Source organism: Flavobacterium lindanitolerans (assembly GCF_002846575.1).
Taxonomy (GTDB): domain Bacteria; phylum Bacteroidota; class Bacteroidia; order Flavobacteriales; family Flavobacteriaceae; genus Flavobacterium; species Flavobacterium lindanitolerans.
In genome coordinates this window covers 50631-69764 of record NZ_PJND01000009.1, presented here as the reverse complement: position 1 = coordinate 69764, position 19134 = coordinate 50631, and the positions used below count along the sequence as shown (strand labels likewise).

Sequence of the window (19134 nt, the reverse complement as noted above, 5' to 3'; positions counted from 1 at the left end):
ATTCTAAGGAATCTAATTTACTAAAATTATTTCAGTGCTTCCAAAATAGCTTCCCATTCTTCCAGTTTTTGTAAAAAACTTTTAGAAGCATTGGCACCACTTGGTGATGGTAAAATGGAATACTGCAAATCTTTTTTCCGACCTACATATTTATCATAGAAATTGGATGCATTTTTACTCGAAAAAAAGACATGTTTAATATTGGGATATTGCTTGTAAAAGCTTTCAAAATCATTGGCTTTTTCATTCTTTATATTGCTGTCCAGACTTCCTGTTCTTTCACAATAGGCCAGAACATCCCAAAGTGCAATATTGTTCTCTTCTAATAACTGTTTCTTTTCTATATATTCTTTTGGCAAGGGCCGGTTAAATAGCGTGAAAAGCAGCTTCCAGAAACTGTTCCCTTTATTACCATAATATTCCTGTAATTCCAGCGATTTTTCTCCGGGCATAGTTCCTAAAATAAGGATTTTGGAGTTTTGATTAACTAATGGCAGAAAGGCTTGTTTCATTCTTTAAAATTATAAAAAAATCGTCATTAAATAAAAAAGCCTCGCAATATGCAAGGCTTTTTATATCAATTATATGGAGATTAACCCATAACTTCTTTTACTTTTTTACCGATTTCAGCAGGAGAATCAACAACGTGGATACCATTTTCTCTCATGATGCGTTTTTTAGCTTCAGCTGTATCGTCAGCTCCACCTACAATTGCACCAGCGTGACCCATTGTTCTTCCTTTTGGAGCAGTTTCACCAGCGATGAATCCGATAACCGGTTTTCTGTTCCCGTCAGCTTTAATCCATTTAGCAGCATCAGCTTCTAATTGCCCACCGATTTCACCAATCATGATGATACATTCTGTTTCAGGGTCGTTCATCAACAATTCAACAGCTTCTTTTGTAGTAGTTCCAATGATTGGATCTCCTCCAATACCGATAGCCGTAGTGATTCCCATACCTTGTTTTACCACCTGATCTGCTGCTTCATAAGTAAGTGTTCCTGATTTGGAAACGATACCTACTTTTCCTTTTTTGAAAACGAAACCTGGCATGATACCAACTTTAGCTTCTTCCGGAGTAATTACACCCGGACAGTTTGGACCTACAAGGCGACAATCTTTATTTTGAATATAAGCGTAAGCCTTAACCATATCAGCAACCGGAATTCCTTCAGTAATTGTGATAATGACTTTGATTCCTGCATCTGCAGCTTCCATAATTGCGTCAGCCGCGAAAGCTGGCGGTACGAAAATGATTGTAGTATCTGCTCCAGCCTGATCAACAGCATCTTTAACAGTGTTGAAAACCGGACGGTCTAAGTGAGTTGTTCCTCCTTTACCCGGAGTTACACCACCTACAACATTTGTTCCGTATTCAATCATTTGAGAAGCGTGAAAAGTTCCTTCGCTTCCTGTAAAACCTTGAACAATTATTTTAGAATCTTTATTGACTAAAACGCTCATAATATATTTTTTAAATTTATTTTTTTGAATGGTGTTGCAAAAGTAAGGTTTTGATGCCTAATAGGAAAGTTTTTTATGCTTAAATATTTAAGAAATCAGGACAGTTGGCTCATTTGAAATCCCCTGTAAAGTTTGCCGTCTTTTATTTCCCAGATTACCATAAAATGGGCCAAAAGCATCTCTTCTCTTGGGTTTTCAAATGTTTTTACATAGTGTGAATATCTTACAGAAACCAAATTTTCTTCTTCCAGAATATGGCTGATGCGAATTTTTGATCGTGTATAGGCAACCTGAAGTTCAGCAGACAAGGCTAATATTTCAGTCCTGTTCATCTGCAAAAATCCTTTTGAACTATTCCAGTCTAAAACAACTTCAGGATGCAATGAAGATTCCATTATTTTTTGGTCAAGAAGTGCATCTGACTTGTAAAAATTCTGTACGATTTCTTTTGGTGTCATTCTTATTTCAGTTTATTAAGGATTTCCGGAATTTTCTTTACGTTGGCATATTGTTTTAATTTTTCACGGGCTTCGTCGGCCGGAGTACCAAAATAGGTTTTATCGCCTTCGATTGATTTTGTAATACCGGATTGCGCCATAACAACAGCCCTTTCACCAATTGTGATACTGCTAATAACTCCTACTTGCCCCCAAATGGTTACTTCGTCCATGATTTTTACACAACCTGCGATTCCGGTCTGTGCAGCGATAAGGCATTTTTTTCCGATTACCGTATCGTGTCCAACATGAACCTGATTGTCCAGTTTTGTTCCTTCACCAATAGTAGTATCCCCGGTTACCCCACGGTCGATAGTACATAAGGCACCTATTCCTACATTGTCTTCAATAACAACCCTTCCTCCGGAAATAAGCTGGTCAAAACCTTCAGGGCGCTTTTTATAGTAAAAAGCATCTGCCCCTAAAATAGCTCCTGCATGAATTATTACGTTATCTCCAATAACCGTATGGTCATATATAGAGACATTCGAATGGATGATACAATTTTTTCCTATTCTGACCTGATTACCAATAAAACAATTGGGCTGGATATAGGTTCCTTCACCAATTTCTGCGCTAAGCGAAATCGCCGTTTCAGTAGCCCTAAAAGGTCTGAAATGTCTTGTCAGTTTATTGAAATCCCGAAACGGATCATCTGAAACAAGCAATGCTTTTCCTTCCGGACATTCTACTTCTTTATTAATCAGAATAATTGTAGCTGCTGATTGTAACGCTTTGTCATAATATTTTGGATGGTCGACAAAGACAATATCTCCTGGTTCTACGACATGAATTTCATTCATTCCGTAAACCGGAAAATTTGGATCGCCAATATATTTGCTGTCAATAATGTCAGCAACTTCTTTTAAAGTATGTGTTTTAGGAAATTTCATATTGGTCGTATGATTTGAAATTGAGCTAATAAGAAAATGAGATAACTAAAAGCTATCTCATTTTCAAATTTACTAATTTAATTATTCTTTTACACGCTCCATGTAAGCTCCTGTAGCGGTATCAATTTTGATTTTGTCACCTTCATTGATAAACAAAGGAACGTTTACAGTAGCTCCGGTTTCTACGGTTGCCGGCTTTGTTGCGTTTGTAGCCGTGTTACCTTTTACTCCAGGTTCTGCATAAGTAACTTCTAAAATTATAGAAGCCGGCATGTCTACAGAAAGAGGCAAATCCGTTTCTGTATTGATCTGGATCATTACATTAGTTCCCTCTTTTAGTAATTCCGGTGCATCAAGCACATCTTTGTTTAATGAAATTTGCTCAAAGGTTTCAGCATTCATGAAGTGATACTCATTTCCTTCAGCATATAAAAACTGGAAAGTGTGTGTTTCAACACGGATTACATCAATTTTATGTCCTGCAGAAAAAGTGTTATCCAAAACTTTTCCTGAAGTTAAGCTTTTTAGTTTAGTTCTAACGAAAGCCGGGCCTTTTCCAGGTTTTACGTGAAGGAACTCTACAATTTTATAAATATCGTGGTTGAATTTGATACACAATCCGTTTCTAATGTCTGCAGTACTTGCCATTTGTTTGTTATTTCGTTTTTTATTTTGCTTTAATTATTAATAAATTCCTGTATATCCTTTCATTACTCCTCTTGATGAGTTTCTGATGAAAAGGATAATTTCGTCTCTTTCCGGAGTAGCTTCCATTTCTGCTTCAATTATACTTAAAGCCTGAGTCGTGTTGTAATTTTTCTGGTATAAGATTCGGTAGATTTCCTGAATTTCTCTGATTTTTTCAGTAGAAAAGCCTCTTCTCCTCAATCCCACAGAATTAATTCCTACATAAGAAAGCGGTTCTTTTGCCGCTTTTGTATAAGGGGGAACATCTTTTCTTACCAGAGATCCTCCGGAAATCATAGCATGATCTCCAATGCTGATGAACTGGTGAACGGCTGCCAAACCTCCTATGATGGCGTAGTTACCTACAGTTACGTGACCTGCTAAGGCAACACCATTAACTATAATTGCGTTGTCGCCTATATGACAGTCGTGGGCAATATGCGCAGTTGCCATAACCAGGCAATTCTTGCCTATAACGGTCTGTCCGGAAGCAATTGTACCTCTGTTGATGGTAACACATTCTCTGATTGTTGAATTATCTCCAATAATTGCCAAAGAATCTTCTCCTCCAAATTTAAGGTCTTGCGGAACTGCTGAAATTACAGCACCCGGAAAAATATTGCAGTTCTTCCCTATTCTTGCACCTTCCATAATTGTAACATTAGAACCTATCCAGGTTCCATCACCAATAACAACATTATTATGAATTGTTGTGAATGGCTCTATTACAACATTTTTAGCGATTTTTGCACCAGGATGAACGTATGCTAAAGGTTGATTCATAAATCTTTTTTGATTAGTTAGTTTTTGAAATTTGCGCCATCAGCTCCGCTTCTGCTACTAATCTTCCGTTAGCATAAGCACTGGCCTGCATCTGGCAAATTCCCCTTCTGATTGGAGACATCAAATCACATTTGAAAATTAGGCTGTCTCCCGGCAATACCTTTTGTTTGAATTTTACATTGTCAATTTTCATAAAATAAGTCAGGTAATTTTCAGGATCCGGTACAGAGCTCAAAATAAGGATTCCTCCCGTCTGTGCCATGGCTTCTACAATGATAACGCCTGGCATTACCGGTGCTCCTGGAAAGTGGCCTACGAAGAAACTTTCATTCATAGTCACATTCTTTAATCCAACAACATGTGTATCTGACATTTCTATAATTCTATCAATAAACAGGAAAGGTGGTCTATGAGGCAAAATGCTCATAATTTTATGGATATCCATTAAAGGTTCCTGATTTAAATCATAAACAGGTACCTGATTTCTTTGTTCTATTTTGATGATTTTGGACATTTTTTTAGCGAATTGCGTATTCACAAAATGTCCTGGTTTATTTGCTATAACTTTTCCTTTAATCTTCATTCCGATTAAGGCCAGGTCACCAACAACATCAAGTAATTTGTGGCGGGCTGCTTCGTTTGGATAGTGTAAAGTCAGGTTGTCTAAAACTCCGTTTGGTTTTACAGAAATCTTATCTTTTCCAAAAGCTACCTTTAGGTTTTCCATAGTGCTATCAGAAATTTCCTTGTCAACATAAACAATAGCATTGTTTAGGTCGCCTCCTTTTATCAATCCGTTTTCCAGCAATGCTTCCAATTCGTGAAGGAAGCTGAAGGTTCTTGCATCTGCAATTTCTGTCTTGAAATCAGCAATGCTTTTCATGGTAGCGTTTTGAGTACCCAAAACTTTTGTACCAAAATCGACCATAGTGGTTACCTGATAATCGTCAGATGGCATTACCAAAATTTCGCTTCCGGTAGCCTCATCAGTATAAGAAATAACTTCTTTTACTACATATACTTTACGCTCGGCATCCTGTTCTTCGATTCCGGCTTTTTCAATCGCCTCAACAAAAAACTTTGAGGAGCCATCCATAATAGGCGGTTCCGAAGCATCCAATTCAATAATAACGTTATCGATATCGCAACCAATGAATGCTGCCAATACGTGTTCAGAAGTTTGAATTTTTACTCCTTTTTTCTCTAAGTTGGTGCCACGTTGTGTGTTTACTACATAATTGGCATCTGCTTCAATAATAGGCTGGCCTTCTAAATCTACCCTTACAAATGTAAAACCATTGTTTATAGGAGCAGGCTTGAAAGTCATTTTTACTTCTTTACCAGTATGCAATCCCACGCCTGTTAGTGAGATTTCATTCTTTATGGTCTTCTGTTTAACCATTGTTTATGCTATTTTCGTTTGTTACTTGTTTTTTTAAGGCTTCAATATCTGATACTATCTTTGGCAGGTTCTTGAAATGAACATACGATTTATTAAAATCAGAATAGCCTAATGCCGGACTACCCTGAACTGTTTCTCCGTCAGCAAGGTTTTTACCCACTCCGGACTGCGCCTGAATACGGACACCATTACCAATAGTAATATGACCTACTATGCCTACTTGTCCGCCAATAATGCAATTACTGCCTATTTTGGTAGAACCCGCAACACCCGTTTGTGAAGCTATAACCGTATTTTCTCCAATTACAACGTTGTGAGCAATCTGAATCTGGTTATCGAGCTTAACGCCTTTTTTGATTATAGTAGAACCTAATGTAGCCCTGTCAATGGTAGTGCATGAGCCAATATCTACATTATCTTCAATAATAACATTTCCTATTTGTGGTACCTTACTGTAAACACCTTCTTCATTTGGCACAAAACCAAAACCGTCAGAACCTATAATAGCTCCCGAGTGGATGGTGCATCCTCTTCCTATTTCTGTTTCTGAATAGATACGCACACCTGCAAAAAGGATAGTATTATCACCAATAGTTACATTATCTCCTACAAAACTATTAGGATATATCTTAACGTTCTCTCCTATTTTGACATTTTTGCCAATATAGCAAAAACTTCCCAGATAGAGGTTATCACCATAGGTCACGTTTTCAGAAATTACAGAAGGCTGTTCTATGCCAGACTTCATCAGTTTAACCTGATTGTAATATTCTAATAATTTGGAAAAGGATTTATAGGCGTCTTCTACCTTAATAAGTGTGGTAGTAATTTCAGATTCCGGAGTAAATGTAGTATTTACAATCGTAATCGTTGCCTGAGTGGTATAAATATAATTAAGGTATTTAGGGTTTGCCAAAAATGTCAGGGATCCTTCGGAACCTTCTTCTATTTTTGACAATTTATAAACTTCCGCATGGGGATTCCCTACTACTTCACCGTCTAAAATACCTGCTATTTGTTCTGCTGTGAATTTCATCTTGACAAAAATATAAAAATTTGATTTTATTTATGAATTTTCCGCAAGTACTTTTGGGAAACAAATAAAATATTTGGTTACAGGCTTTGAAAGTGCCTTGAGATTGAGCTGATCCGAAGCTTCAACAACATCTTCAATTGTCCTATCCTTTTTTAATATTTTGATAGGTTCAACATCCTTATTATAGGCCTGGTTTTTAATTTTTCCTTTGAATATAAAATAGGAAGCTTCCTGTTGTGAAATCCTGTAAAAATTAGTCAACTTTGATTTTAGGTCTTCCACATCTTCAGGTGTATATTTTTCGCTACTGAGCTTAATTTTCAGCAAATCCCGATTCACAATCATTTTACTTAAATTACTCAATATAAAATCATTATGATTTTGCCATGCTTTTAAAGCCGCAATAATATCGGTGTCATCCAGTTGTGAAAATCTTTCAAGAACAGCATCGTCAAAATCATTTAATTCAACCTTATGCTGCATAAAATACAATAACGGTTCACTACACGGCAATACGACTCCTTTTTGTGATAATTCCTTTGCTCTTTTGAGTACTCTAACCAGCATATTTTCTGCTACCAGGCTCGTTTTATGAAGATAAGCCTGCCAGTACATAAGCCTTCTTGCCATCAGAAATTTTTCGACAGAGTAGATTCCTTTTTCTTCAATGACCAAAACATCATCAACCACATTCATCATCTGAATTAATCGGTCCGAATTGATATTTCCTTCTGCAACACCCGAGTAAAAACTGTCTCTTCTAAGATAATCCATCCTGTCCATGTCCAGCTGACTCGAAATAAGCTGTAGCATAAACTTTCTATGGTATTCACCTTTGAAAACCCGTATTGCCAAAGTAAGCTGTCCATCAAACTCTTCATTAAGCTTATTCATAAATAATAATGAAATTGCTTCATGATTTACATTTTCTACTATACTGTGTTCCATAGCATGCGAAAACGGGCCATGTCCTATGTCATGCAATAAAATTGCAATGTATAATGCTTTTTCTTCCTCATTTGAAATAATAACGCCTTTATACCGTAATACTTCAACAGCCTTTTGCATAATGTGCATGCAGCCTAAGGCATGATGGAATCGGGTGTGGTGCGCACCGGGATATACCAGGTATGATAATCCCATCTGTGAAATCCTACGAAGCCTCTGAAAATAAGGGTGTTGGATTAAATCATATAAAAGCGTATCCGGAATCGTAATAAACCCATAAATAGGATCATTAAATATTTTCAGTTTGTTCGTATAGCTCACTGTTGTTAAATTGGAGTACAAATATAAGCAAGTTAGCCATTTTTTAACTAAAAAGTATAATTAACACTATTTAATATATGCCGTTAAATTGCAGTTAATTAGGATTACAAACTTTAGCAGGTAGTTTTTAAGCCGTAACTTTAAGTATCGAAAAAGCTAAAAAAAGAAATTATGAAAAAGATATTTATAGCCATTGCTTTTTTTGCAGGCCTCGGTTTTGGTTCTGCCCAAATTGATAAAGACGACAACCCTCAGGCTGATATACAAGACAGAATACAGCAGGAGCCTCCCCGTCCTACTCAAACTCAAATGGAAAGAGCTGCCCGAATTGATGCTGATAAAAAGAAAGAGGAAGAAAAGCTTGAAACTGAAAAAAAGGCAGCAGACCAGCAACAATCAAAAAATAACACGAAAGTGAATCCCGACAAACTATCTCCTGTCACAAAAGATAGTAGCAAGGGTGTACAACCCGTGAAAAAACCAAGAAATAAGTAGATTCTATTTAGAGTATTGAAGAAAAGGTCTCCTAGTAGTGCGGGAGACCTTTTTATTTTCCGGTATATTTAAACCGTGGAATTGTATAACAAAAAAAAATAAAAACATAAGAAGAAATCGCTTTTGTTTTAGAATATTTGAAATTGAACAAAAAACACAATCTTATGAAAACTAACACAAAATTCGTAATATCACTATTGCTTCTATTGGTAGCATTTATAGCAGGTTGCAGTAATTGCGACGATGGCACTTCAAGTGATAACAGTCAGGAAAAACAGGCTGCTAAAATAGACAGCACTTATACCAAATAACAAAAGGCTCGAAATGAGCCTTTTGTTTTTATATTCGCTAACTAAAATAAATTTGTCCGAAAAATTCCGAACTTGTCCATCAATGCCTATCGGTCAGGGATGTTCTCCGTTATTACCCTGGCTTCAGGCGTCCTCAATGAGGATCTCGTAAAAGAATGTGGTCTGTAATCAACATGATCTTCTTCAAGAGATTTTTCAAACATAACCTTTGCTTTTTCATTGAACTCATCTGATTCAAGATACTTTAGGTTTTGCATGTTATTGTAGGCAAGCGTTTGATTACCGCCAAACCATTCTCCATCCCATTCTTCAATTGTTTTGTTTCTGTCCGTTTCCATGATTGCAAAAGTGTTAAGTTATACAAGCCATTTAACTATCGTAAATTTACTAAAAAAATAGTTAAAACAAAAATTAAATGTTTATATTTCAATAATTTACATCTATTTTAAATAAAATATATCCATACCTTATTTTTAGATTTTTTGAGAATAAAAATCATAAAATTGAACTTTATTATAACGTATTTTTGTTGGTTTATTTTTACATAAATTTTAAGAGATTCGAAAGACAAAAGTGTTAAATTGCGATGTAATTGTTACGATAAACCTATCCGAAAAATATGGACAAAATAAAGATACTCTGGGTTGATGATGAAATTGATCTGCTTAAACCTCACATTCTGTTTCTTGAGAAAAAAAACTATGACGTAACCACTTGCAATAATGGTCGGGATGCAATAGACATCTTCGAAGAAGGCAATTTTGATATTGTTTTTCTTGATGAGAACATGCCCGGAATGAGTGGTCTGGAAACACTTTCTGAAATGAAAGAAAAAAAGACCGCCACCCCAATCATCATGATTACAAAAAGTGAGGAAGAATATATCATGGAAGAAGCCATTGGCTCCAAAATTGCAGATTATCTAATCAAACCGGTTAATCCAAATCAAATACTTCTTAGCCTTAAAAAAAATCTTGACAATACAAGACTTGTTTCTGAAAAGACCACACTGGACTACCAAAAAGAATTCAGAAAGATTTCTATGGAACTGGCTATGGTGAATTCTTATGAGGATTGGATAGAACTGTATCAAAAATTACTGTATTGGGAACTAGAACTTGAAAATATTGACGACCAGAGCATGTTTGAAATCCTGGAATCCCAAAAAGTAGAAGCCAATTCCCAATTTGGAAAGTTTATAGAACGTAATTATGAAGACTGGTTCCAACAAAATGCAGACAGGCCTACCTTATCACACACACTTTTTAAAGAATTGGTTCTTCCGGAATTAAAGAAAAAAGACCGCCCTATATTGTTTGTAGTTATCGACAACCTGCGCTATGATCAATGGAAAGCCTTTGAAAGTGTGGTTGCCAACCATTACAAACTGGAAAAAGAAACGCCTTTTTTCTCCATATTACCTACTGCAACCCAATATGCCAGAAATGCTATTTTTTCAGGATTGACGCCTTTAGAAATGGAGAAAAAGTACCCGCAATACTGGAAAAATGATGTAGAAGACGGGGGGAAAAATTTATACGAAGCTGAATTTCTTACCGAACAGTTGAAACGCCTCGGAATGAATATCAAACAGGATTATTTCAAAATCACCAATTTTGCAGGAGGAAAAAAACTGGTTGACAATTTCAAGACATTGAAAAACAACGATCTGGTTACGGTTGTTTATAATTTCGTGGATATGCTTTCGCATGCCAAAACCGAAATGGAAGTGGTAAAAGAACTGGCTTCCAATGACAAGGCCTACCGCTCTCTTACTTTGAGCTGGTTTAAAAATTCGCCTCTTTTAGAAATCATACAGCAAGCACAGCAATTAGGATTCCGCCTGATTCTGACAACGGACCACGGTACGATAAACGTAAAAAACCCATCAAAAGTAATTGGTGACAGAAATACCAGCCTGAATCTTCGTTACAAAACAGGAAGAAGCCTTACCTATGAAGAAAAAGATGTTTTTGCCATAAAAGATCCAAAAAGCATACAACTGCCTGCCATAAATATGAGCAGTTCTTATATTTTTGCAAAAAATGATTATTTCCTAGCTTATGTGAACAATTATAACCACTATGTCAGCTATTACAGAAATACCTATCAGCACGGTGGTATATCGCTGGAAGAAATGATTATTCCGTTTTTGGTATTCAACCCGAAATAGACCTTTTGAATCTATGGAAATACAATTTACGCTTGATGAAATCAATCAGGTCGCTCAAAAAATATTAGTACAGAAGCCGCATAAAGTCATATTGTTTCATGGCGACATGGGAGCCGGAAAAACAACTATGATTAAGGCACTTTCCAAAGCTTTGGGAGTTTCTAACGCGACTTCAAGTCCTACATTTTCTTTAGTTAATGAATATGAAACTGATGGCGGTGAAATTGTCTATCATTTTGATGTTTATCGTTTGAATAATGAAAGTGAAGCTTATGACATGGGAGTCGATGAATATCTTTATTCCGGAGAATGGTGCTTTATTGAATGGGCTGAAAAAATTCCTAGTCTTATCCCTTCCGAACATTCGATTATTACGATAAAAGTTGAAAAGGACGGAAAAAGAAAACTGACATTAAAATAATTTTTAAAAACTCACCCTGACAGGTTTTAAAACCCTGCCAGGGTTGTTAATTTTTATAGTACTGAACTCTTGCGACTTCATAACTTTTTCTTAACTTAGACCTTTAATACACAGCAGGAAATATGTCATTCACACCTTTCACCAAGCAGCAGTTGATTCCACAGGAGGAAAAGCTGGAAGTTGCACGCAAAAAAAGCGACCTGTTCATTGGAATCCCTAAAGAATCTTCTTTTCAGGAACGCCGAATCTGCCTGACTCCCGATGCCGTGAATACGTTAACCTCTCATGGGCACCGTATTTTGATTGAAGCCGGAGCCGGAGAAAGTTCCAGTTATAGTGACCAGGAATACAGCAATGCCGGTGCTGAAATCACACAGGATACAAAAAAAGTATTCAACTGCCCAATGGTCTTAAAGGTCGAACCATTGACATTGCCGGAGATTGAAATGATGAACAGCAATTCGCTTGTTATTTCTGCATTACAAATCAAAACCCGTAAAAAAGAATATTTTGAGGCTCTAGCCAGAAAAAAAATTACGGCACTTGCTTTTGAATTCATAAAAGATGATGACGGCTCCTATCCTGCAGTAAAATCACTAAGTGAAATTGCTGGAACCGGATCTATACTCATTGCTGCCGAATTAATGATTAATAACCAATTCGGGAAAGGGCTTCTTTTTGGTAATATTACCGGAGTACCTCCTACTGAAGTTGTCATTATAGGGGCAGGAACGGTAGCTGAATTTGCTGCAAGAACTGCCATTGGTCTTGGAGCCAACGTAAAAGTTTTTGATAACTCTATTACAAAACTACGCAGACTACAGAACAACCTGAACCAAAGAATTTTTACTTCGACCATACAGCCTAAATCTTTACTAAAAGCCTTACGCAGATGTGATGTGGCCATAGGTGCGATGAAAGGTAAAGACCGATGCCCTGTAGTGGTTTCAGAAACAATGGTCGAACATATGAAAAAAGGCGCTGTAATTGTAGATGTCAGTATTGATACCGGAGGTTGCTTTGAAACCTCGGAAGTGACCACGCATGAAAAACCTACGTTTATTAAGAATGATGTAATCCACTATTGCGTGCCCAACATACCTTCACGTTATTCTAAAACAGCTTCACTTTCCATCAGCAACATTATTACTCCTTCCCTATTACAGATTGCCGAAGATGGTGGAATTGAAAGTGCCATCCGCTGCAACAAAGGACTCAAAAACGGAGTTTACTTTTATCATGGCATACTGACCAATAAAACCATTGCAGATTGGTTTGATTTGCCGGGAAGCGACATCAATTTAATTGTTTTTTAATCTTATCTTTGCGCCAAAATCAATTCTAATGAAATTTTCACAACGCCTCGCCTATTATCTGGGAGGATTATTACTAGGAACCATAATTGTCGTTTATTTTCTTCAGGCCAAAGCCGAATCCAGAAATGTAAGTTTCTGTTATTTACCCAACTGTCGCGTACTTCAGGATTTAAGAAAAAAGCCGCTTCATTACAGTGCGGAATCCGAAGCCACTTTAAAAGAAAATTGGGTAACATTACAGGATGTTAAGAACTGCATGCAATATGGCGATGTTGATTTCTCGAAAAGTAATGAGCCATTTAAAGGAGGCAAAATTTATTTTATAAAAGGCAAAAACACTAAAGGCGAACCAATTACGGTTTCCATGGTTAATTATTCAGACAAGGTCCTTCTGAACGAAATAAAAAAAGATTAAAAAAAGCAGGTGAAACGCTTGCAAATACAAATAGTTCGTGTATATTTGCACTCGCAATTGGGGCGATTAGCTCAGTTGGTTCAGAGCATCTGGTTTACACCCAGAGGGTCGGGGGTTCGAATCCCTCATCGCCCACAACCTGATTGAAGATGGCATTAAATTGCCGTTTCTTTTGCAAAAAATATCTGAAGAGAGACGTAAAACCTGCGAATTTTGAAATTCGCAGGTTTTTCTGTTTTACGGCCTACCTACAAAATTTTCAAAAATTTACAAAGTATATATGGTAAATCTGTGGCACTTTTTTTTCTAAAAAAAAGTGCCACGAAAAACAATGTAAACAACTGTATATCAACACATAAAGCACGCTAACAACTTGATTTAAATAAAATTAATTTCAGCCAAAAAATATAAGCCGGCCTATGCGAAATCTATAGCACAACAAGGGCAGATAGCAGCAGGATGCATCGTAAATAATAAAGAAAATAAGTCGAAATTTAGGAGACGTGCATAAAAGTGTTAACCCTTTTTTGTAGGCTTTCTTTTGTTGGGCAGTGGAACCTCGACATCGTGCGGAAGAGCCAGCCCATCCAGTAGCTCGCTTGGGGTCTTGCCGATCGCACGGGAGATTTTAAGCAGAAGATTGAGAGACATGCCCTGACCGAAATCGAACAGCAGCCTGATCGCTTTCTCGTCGCAGCCGACCGTCCTCGCGAACAGCGTCTTGTTTCCATTGAAGTCTTTTAGGAAGACAAGATGTATTCTGGCTGTCAGCTGTTTCTTGATTTCGTTCAGTTCTTTCTCCATAATGCAAAATTGCACATAGACGCAAGAAATTTAATTTAAAATTAACGGAGTTTACTCCGTTTTTATATCTTTGTCGACGACCCCGTATAAGCCTTTATCAAAATATACTTTTCCAAATACCACGCAATGTTGCCTCACGCTAGGAATGGCGTAGCGGAGGCAGAAAGCTGCAGATAGCAGTTATCCGATGATCCTTTCCTTTGTTTCAGGCTGGACCACTAGACAGCCTGGAATTCAAGTTGTAGCCGACTGACCCTCTCCTGTATTCCATTGGATTTCAATTGTTAATAAATTTCTAAAAAGAATGCTTTTATAGAAAACAGCCTATTAAAAACATCACTACATTCGCTTTTGAAACCCACTAACCTCACTATAACAATGACATGGCAGCCAAAACTGATTGGGATACCTATGCCCGTTATAAGTAATTATTTAACAACAAAACAGATTTCTATGCAAACAAAAATTTTGTTCGTGCTAATTGTGGCACTGCTCTGCACGCCCGTGCAGGCACAGGATATCCTCTGGGAAAAATCTTATGGAGGAAAACACTCGGATTATCTCTTCGACGCGCAACCCACCCCTGATTATGGATTTATCCTAGCCGGAAGCTCATTATCGAACAAGAGTGGCAACAAGACAGACGACGGCAATGGTGACTTGGACTATTTCATTTGGAAAATGGACGAGAAAGGCGATTTGGATTGGCAGAAAAGCTTCGGTGGATCGGGAGCCGATATGCTACAGAGTATCAGGCTTACCCGCGATGGCGGATTCATACTTGCTGGAACTTCCGACTCAGAGAAAGATCTTCATAAGAAAGACTCTTGCCGCGGTTTGGAAGACTTTTGGATCCTTAAGCTGAATGCCAAAGGCGCAGAACAGTGGCAATGTACAATTGGAGGTTCTGGGCAGGAACTCCTGCAGTGTATCGTACCGACAATAGACGGCGGATACGTTATCGGTGGTTCTTCAAGTTCCGGAAAAAGTAGCACGCTAAAAAATGGAGTCGAAGATCTCTTCGGAAAGACAGACAAGTGTTTGGGGAACCTCGACTACTTTATCGTAAAGCTCGATAGCGACGGAAAAATCGAATGGCAGAAAACTTACGGCGGGCAATATTCAGATGAACTGCGAAGCGTCCTGCAAACCAGTGATGGAGGTTATCTTCTCGGTGGATCTTCCAACTCGCCGGAATCTGGAAATAAGAGGGAAAAAAACTACGGAGAATCCGATTACTGGGTAATTAAATTAGATAGTTCTGGAACTCTTGAGTGGCAGAAAACATTTGGTGGCAACGCAGATGATCAGCTACAGTCAGTTCAGCAAACAATAGATGGCAATTATATTTTAGCCGGATATTCAAATTCTTCCATGGGAGGCAATAAAACCAGCGTGCATGGTAAGGGCACAGATTTCTGGCTGGTAAAGATTGATACTGCCGGAGCAATACTATGGCAAAAATCATACGACAACGGTGCTACTGATATCCTGACATCTATTGAAGAAAATGCCGATGGGTCACTTCTACTGGCTGGTCACAGCAAAAGCGAAGTGACGGTAATTAAGAAAAAAGATCGTGAGGGTATAAATGATTTCTTTGTCATCAAGACTGACGAGTTAGGCCAAGAACAGTGGACAAAAAATGTAGGAAGTGCAAATGAGGACATTCTTCGAAAGGCCTTTCAAACAAGGGATGGTGGTTATCTACTCGCAGGGACTTCGAGTGGCGGTGCGTCACGTGACAGGAGTTCCATACAGGGAAGAAATGATTTTTGGGTTGTTAAGTTAAAAGACAGGAAAAAGAAAGAAGAGAAAAGGAAATCACTGGAGGCATTCCCCAATCCAACCTTACATTATTCAAATGTGGTACTTGGCTATGATTTTGAAAAAGGTACAGCCACAGTATACGATATCTCTGGCAGACAGCTCCAACATTTCGAACTTACTGCAGGTCGTACCATTCCAGTTGATCTAGGGGGCGTCCCCGAAGGTATCTACATTGTAGAAATCCGGACCAATATACAGTCAGATTCTGTAAAGATTGCAAAGACAGTGAATAAGAACAATTAATCATCATATCTATGAAAAAAGTACTTCAAATTATCATATTTCTGGCTAATGCTGGTATTATGAGCGCACAGGATCTTCCCTCTTTCAAAGCGCCGGAACCTTCAAAGTCCTTCGAATTTACAAAATACGACCAGATCCCAGTTGGTGAATACACTGGCGTTCCGCCAATAAGCATACCAATGTATAATATTCAAGTGGACGAAGTTATACTTCCCATAGCGCTGACCTATCATGCCGGGGGATTTAGGGTAAGTGAGGAGTCCAGCAATGTCGGTCTTGGATGGAATATGAACTTTGGTCAGATCATGCAGACAATCAATGATAAGGATGACCTTTCTACTGTTCAATATACTAGAAAACTATTAAAATACCAGAAAGCTGTCAATCCTGTAATCTACGAATGGCCGATGAATTGTAGCAACCTTTCTCCATCAATCTGCCAAAGCCTACCAAACGGGACCAACTGTACACCTGAACCTAGTTTTGTAACCACACCCCCTTCTGTCTCGAACTCTATTTTTATCGCAACAAATGGTTATCCTATTGAAGGAAGATCCTTCTGTCAAACGCAGGATTGGGACGTCAACGATCCTTATATAGATAGTGAACCCGACATCTTCAGGGTGGCATTCCTGGGCCATTCACTCAAGTTTATCAAAAGATTCGATACGACTAATGGGACCATAGAAGTGCTCGATAATAAAGGCTACAACGTGGAACAGATCGTTGATAACGCTAGTCCAACCCCCATCGGCTGGAAAATTACCACGCCTGATGGAAACCAATATATATTTGGAAAAATGCGTCAGGACAACACCTCAACACGTACAGACGATATCACACCTGATTTCCTTCAGTCGAGCGGAAACAGCTACACCAATACATGGAGTCTAATAAAGATCATTACGACTAAAAACAAGGAAATCCTATTTGAATATACAGATTACGGAATTACAAAGACAGGTTCGTATAATCAAAAATTGCGTAGGATATCCCAAGTAAGTCCATGGAACTTTTATGCGGGACAGGGGCGCCGCTACGGGAATCTTAGCACCTCTTCATTTCAGGGCGGAGATTTGACATCATATCCATTGACAAGCAGTATCATGAGCGAACGAATGATATATGTAACCGGAATTTTTACTCCAAACGAAACCATATCATTTGAATATTCCGATCGCTTGGACAGGATAAATGACAAGAAATTAGATAAAGTTGTCATAAAAAATTTAAAGAATATAATACTCAAAGATTTTCGGTTCTCCTATGATTATTTTATTGCAACCGAGAATGGAAATGTCTTTATGACACCAACTCCAAACAATCCGAACTACAACCCAGTCCATAATTCATATAGATTAAAATTAACTTCTTTACAGGAAATCGGCAGCAGCCCATATCTTTTTAGCTATGAGCAGACCAACCTTCCTAGAAAGACATCTACGGCAGTAGACTTTTGGGGCTTCTACAATGGAAGGACGACAAACACCTCACTTGCACCTAATCCAACAGCTGTCGGCTATCCCGCTTTCGGTGACAATGGTAACGATAAATCAGCGTACCTAAATTTCGCTAAAGCATCTGTACTGAAAACAATACAATACCCAACTGGAGGAAAGGTCGAATATGATTACGAACTGAATGAATACCAACGGGCGGTGTTTGAGACTGCCATCCCGAATGCCGGAAATATTGTCGGCGATTTCGTACGGGGCAACGGATTAAGAGTGCGCAGCATCATCCTCTCCGATAATAATATAGTGCAACGCAAAACAAATTATACATATTCAGGAGGTATATCAATAGTTCCATTTGAAATACTAAAACACTATACCGCTACCACCTATTCTTTTGTGCCAGGTGGTGGCCCCTTCACTAATGATACCTACCAAGGCTCTAACTTCGTGGTTGACGAATTCAACAATACCAATTACCAGCGTCCGGCCCTTCTTGGCTCCTATAACGCCATAGGATATTCTACTGTAACGATGTCGCATGAATCACAGGAGGGAAATGGCAGAACGGTGTTTAGCTTCGCCAATAACAGGGACGAGAGGTCTCTCCAACAACATGACTACAAAATCGACATCGAAATGCCTTCCTTAATGGACATAAACTCTATAGAAAACGGCAAGTTATTGGGTAAGGAAATCTATACAGCTGGATCTCAATCACCTCTTGTAAGAACAGAATACACTTATACGACAAAAAAATCAAATATCTACTATGGCAATACGATTGTTGGTTTTAGAAATCTCTTTGGATTTGACTGTGCTGGTGGCGGATGCGTTCCATATTATAAGCCGCAGCATCTGGTCGGCTATTATGCCATTTACGCGAAGCAGAGCCTTCTTTCTTCCGAAAAAACTACGGAGTATTTCCCATCTGGATCTAGATGGACGACCGCAAGCTATGGTTATAATAATTATAATCTGCCAACATCACTTGAAATAAGGGATCAATTTGGGACTCTGATAAGTCTTCAGAATACAGTTTATTATAACACTCCAACAAGTACCTCAAGAAACTGGCTGACTTTACCACTTGTTAAGTCCGTTACAAAAAATGGGCAAATGAATCAGCAAGTTTACAGCTATCAGGAATCAATGGGCATGATACTACCAACGTCTGTGGAGGTAAGGCCCAGCGGAAGTACGGCTCCTGAACATAGGAAAAAGGTGATTTATGACAGGTATGATGATAAGGGGAATTTAGCAGAATTCCATATCGAAAATGGATTGAGGTCATGTGTGATCTGGGGATATGGCGGCACATTACCAATCGCAAAAATAGACAAAGTGGAATATAGCCAAATAGCGCCACTTATATCAAATTTACAGAACATCTCAGATACTGGAACGGAGACGATGCTCGCCGCTGCTTTGGACAATCTAAGAAGCTCTCTTCCATCGGCCATGGTTACCAGTTATACTCATATACAAGGAATCGGCTTAAGTAGTATCACGGATGCCAAAGGGAATACAGCATATTATAAATATGACGACGCAGGCCGATTGATTTCCGTTAGGGATGAAAGAGAAAAATTATTGGCCGAATATGAATACCATTTTAGACCTTAATTAATAAAAAGATT

Annotated in this window: 19 protein-coding genes and 1 tRNA gene; 9 read left to right on the top strand and 11 right to left on the bottom strand. The window is 38.1% G+C overall.

The annotated features are described in order from the left end of the window. Nucleotides 1-26: 26 nt before the first annotated feature. The 9 genes from B0G92_RS12935 to B0G92_RS12895 all read right to left on the bottom strand — a co-directional run bounded on the left by B0G92_RS12935 (nucleotide 27) and on the right by B0G92_RS12895 (nucleotide 8032). Nucleotides 27-512, bottom strand: a complete 486-nt coding sequence (locus B0G92_RS12935; RefSeq protein WP_101472523.1) for a DNA-deoxyinosine glycosylase — start codon at nucleotides 510-512, stop codon at nucleotides 27-29. Between the two features lie 80 nt (nucleotides 513-592). Next, nucleotides 593-1465: a succinate--CoA ligase subunit alpha gene (gene sucD / locus B0G92_RS12930; RefSeq protein ID WP_056073732.1), complete on the bottom strand. Its 873-nt coding sequence runs from the start codon at nucleotides 1463-1465 to the stop codon at nucleotides 593-595. Between the two features lie 95 nt (nucleotides 1466-1560). Beyond that, a complete protein-coding gene (locus tag B0G92_RS12925; RefSeq protein WP_056073734.1) occupies nucleotides 1561-1923 on the bottom strand; it encodes a nuclear transport factor 2-like protein in 363 nt (120 codons plus the stop codon). 2 nt (nucleotides 1924-1925) lie between these two features. Further along, a complete protein-coding gene (locus B0G92_RS12920) occupies nucleotides 1926-2855 on the bottom strand; it encodes a UDP-3-O-(3-hydroxymyristoyl)glucosamine N-acyltransferase (RefSeq protein ID WP_101472522.1) in 930 nt (309 codons plus the stop codon). 81 nt (nucleotides 2856-2936) lie between these two features. Then, nucleotides 2937-3503 (bottom strand): elongation factor P, encoded by a 567-nt coding sequence (gene efp, locus B0G92_RS12915; protein ID WP_056073737.1) that lies wholly within the window; start codon nucleotides 3501-3503, stop codon nucleotides 2937-2939. Nucleotides 3504-3539: 36 nt separating this feature from the next. Then, entirely contained in the window at nucleotides 3540-4325 is a 786-nt protein-coding gene (lpxA, locus tag B0G92_RS12910; RefSeq protein WP_056073739.1) for an acyl-ACP--UDP-N-acetylglucosamine O-acyltransferase, read from the bottom strand. Between the two features lie 13 nt (nucleotides 4326-4338). Continuing rightward, the gene (locus tag B0G92_RS12905) at nucleotides 4339-5727 is read right to left on the bottom strand and encodes a bifunctional UDP-3-O-[3-hydroxymyristoyl] N-acetylglucosamine deacetylase/3-hydroxyacyl-ACP dehydratase (RefSeq protein WP_056073741.1); all 1389 of its coding nucleotides are present in this window, start codon (nucleotides 5725-5727) and stop codon (nucleotides 4339-4341) included. Further along, nucleotides 5720-6763 (bottom strand): UDP-3-O-(3-hydroxymyristoyl)glucosamine N-acyltransferase, encoded by a 1044-nt coding sequence (gene lpxD / locus B0G92_RS12900; protein ID WP_056073743.1) that lies wholly within the window; start codon nucleotides 6761-6763, stop codon nucleotides 5720-5722. The genes B0G92_RS12905 and lpxD overlap by 8 nt, the downstream gene beginning before the upstream one ends. Nucleotides 6764-6793: 30 nt before the next feature. Beyond that, on the bottom strand, nucleotides 6794-8032 hold the full coding sequence (locus B0G92_RS12895) for an HD domain-containing protein (RefSeq protein WP_101472521.1): 1239 nt from the start codon (nucleotides 8030-8032) through the stop codon (nucleotides 6794-6796). 171 nt (nucleotides 8033-8203) lie between these two features. Between B0G92_RS12895 and B0G92_RS12890 the strand changes: the two genes are divergently transcribed. Both B0G92_RS12890 and B0G92_RS16715 read left to right on the top strand, forming a co-directional pair. Next, on the top strand, nucleotides 8204-8527 hold the full coding sequence (locus B0G92_RS12890; protein ID WP_101472520.1) for a hypothetical protein: 324 nt from the start codon (nucleotides 8204-8206) through the stop codon (nucleotides 8525-8527). 164 nt (nucleotides 8528-8691) lie between these two features. Further along, nucleotides 8692-8838, top strand: a complete 147-nt coding sequence (locus B0G92_RS16715) for a hypothetical protein (protein WP_180326443.1) — start codon at nucleotides 8692-8694, stop codon at nucleotides 8836-8838. Nucleotides 8839-8924: 86 nt separating this feature from the next. Here the strand turns inward: B0G92_RS16715 and B0G92_RS12885 are convergent, their stop codons facing one another. Beyond that, the gene (locus B0G92_RS12885; protein ID WP_101472519.1) at nucleotides 8925-9176 is read right to left on the bottom strand and encodes a hypothetical protein; all 252 of its coding nucleotides are present in this window, start codon (nucleotides 9174-9176) and stop codon (nucleotides 8925-8927) included. Between the two features lie 281 nt (nucleotides 9177-9457). Between B0G92_RS12885 and porX the strand changes: the two genes are divergently transcribed. The 5 genes from porX (at nucleotide 9458) to B0G92_RS12860 (ending at nucleotide 13298) form a co-directional block, all read left to right on the top strand. Then, on the top strand, nucleotides 9458-11011 hold the full coding sequence (porX, locus tag B0G92_RS12880; protein ID WP_056073752.1) for a T9SS response regulator signal transducer PorX: 1554 nt from the start codon (nucleotides 9458-9460) through the stop codon (nucleotides 11009-11011). 13 nt (nucleotides 11012-11024) lie between these two features. Further along, a complete protein-coding gene (tsaE, locus tag B0G92_RS12875) occupies nucleotides 11025-11432 on the top strand; it encodes a tRNA (adenosine(37)-N6)-threonylcarbamoyltransferase complex ATPase subunit type 1 TsaE (protein WP_101472518.1) in 408 nt (135 codons plus the stop codon). A gap of 122 nt (nucleotides 11433-11554) precedes the next feature. Next, nucleotides 11555-12748: an alanine dehydrogenase gene (locus B0G92_RS12870; RefSeq protein WP_101472517.1), complete on the top strand. Its 1194-nt coding sequence runs from the start codon at nucleotides 11555-11557 to the stop codon at nucleotides 12746-12748. Between the two features lie 28 nt (nucleotides 12749-12776). Continuing rightward, on the top strand, nucleotides 12777-13163 hold the full coding sequence (locus B0G92_RS12865) for a DUF4258 domain-containing protein (protein WP_101472516.1): 387 nt from the start codon (nucleotides 12777-12779) through the stop codon (nucleotides 13161-13163). 60 nt (nucleotides 13164-13223) lie between these two features. Continuing rightward, nucleotides 13224-13298: transfer RNA gene (locus B0G92_RS12860), tRNA-Val, on the top strand. A gap of 381 nt (nucleotides 13299-13679) precedes the next feature. On the opposite strand, the gene B0G92_RS12855 is transcribed toward B0G92_RS12860, so the two are convergent. Beyond that, nucleotides 13680-13967, bottom strand: coding sequence for a hypothetical protein (locus B0G92_RS12855; RefSeq protein WP_101472515.1), 288 nt, complete (start codon nucleotides 13965-13967; stop codon nucleotides 13680-13682). 453 nt (nucleotides 13968-14420) lie between these two features. Between B0G92_RS12855 and B0G92_RS12850 the strand changes: the two genes are divergently transcribed. Next, nucleotides 14421-16040 carry a T9SS type A sorting domain-containing protein gene (locus tag B0G92_RS12850; protein WP_101472711.1) on the top strand — a complete coding sequence of 540 codons (1620 nt, stop codon included), beginning with the start codon at nucleotides 14421-14423 and terminating at the stop codon, nucleotides 16038-16040. 800 nt (nucleotides 16041-16840) lie between these two features. Continuing rightward, nucleotides 16841-19120, top strand: coding sequence for an RHS repeat protein (locus B0G92_RS12845; protein ID WP_143395044.1), 2280 nt, complete (start codon nucleotides 16841-16843; stop codon nucleotides 19118-19120). Nucleotides 19121-19134 lie beyond the last annotated feature (14 nt).